Here is a 739-nt window from a genome sequence, read left to right as displayed (position 1 = left end):
CGTCACACCGGCTCATGTCAATGACGGCGATATGGCCCCTGCCCTTATGAAACAAGTTGCTAAGGGGACGAAAGTGAAATTCTTTATGCTGGATGCCGGATATGACCAACTTAAAAACTATGAAGCGGCACGGAAGCTCAAAGCGCAAGCGATTATCCCGATGAATCTTCGCAATGAGAAGGAACCACCTGCGGGCATGACCTCTAGCGGCACGCCCTGCTGCTCGATGGGTTTTGCCATGACCTATTGGGGTGCCGATGGCGATCACCTGAAATTCCGGTGTCCTCATGCCACTGGGAAGGTCGACTGTCCGCTTGGTATGGCTGCATGCTCATCTTCCAACTATGGAATGGTCGTCAAAGTCAATACGAAAAGCGATCCGCGACGCTACTCGAGTCCACATCGGGAAACGAAACGCTGGAAGGAGCTTTACAACGAAAGAACAAGCGTAGAACGTTGCAATTCCAGATTGAAAACTCATTTGACCGCAGACGCCATGCACGTTTGGGGCATCCAGAAGGTGACCACTCACCAATACTTAAACGCAATTGTGTTGCTGGCTTCTGCGTTAGCGATGGCCCGTCAGTCTAAGGAAGCCGCCGCTTAAAATTTTGATTCAGCAAAAATTCTGCAGGTCTGTTCATTTTGTGATTCAAAGGTGAATCCGGCTAAAATACCGTTCTACTGGCCTAAGAATCTACAGCCAACTTTTCTATAAACGGAATTATGCAAAATGCTC

General features: G+C 48.8%; 1 protein-coding gene. It reads left to right on the top strand.

Going from position 1 to position 739, the window contains the following annotated elements:
• The coding region (locus PSHG_RS26025) for a transposase (protein WP_010267401.1) at positions 1 to 607 on the top strand (607 nt) is incomplete at its 5' end.
• Between the last annotated feature and the right edge of the window lie 132 nt (positions 608 to 739).

Source organism: Paenibacillus senegalensis JC66, assembly GCF_000285515.1.
Taxonomy (GTDB): Bacteria; Bacillota; Bacilli; order Paenibacillales; family NBRC-103111; genus Paenibacillus_L; species Paenibacillus_L senegalensis.
Note: the sequence above shows the minus strand (reverse complement) of the source record. Positions and strands in the feature narration are given on the sequence as shown.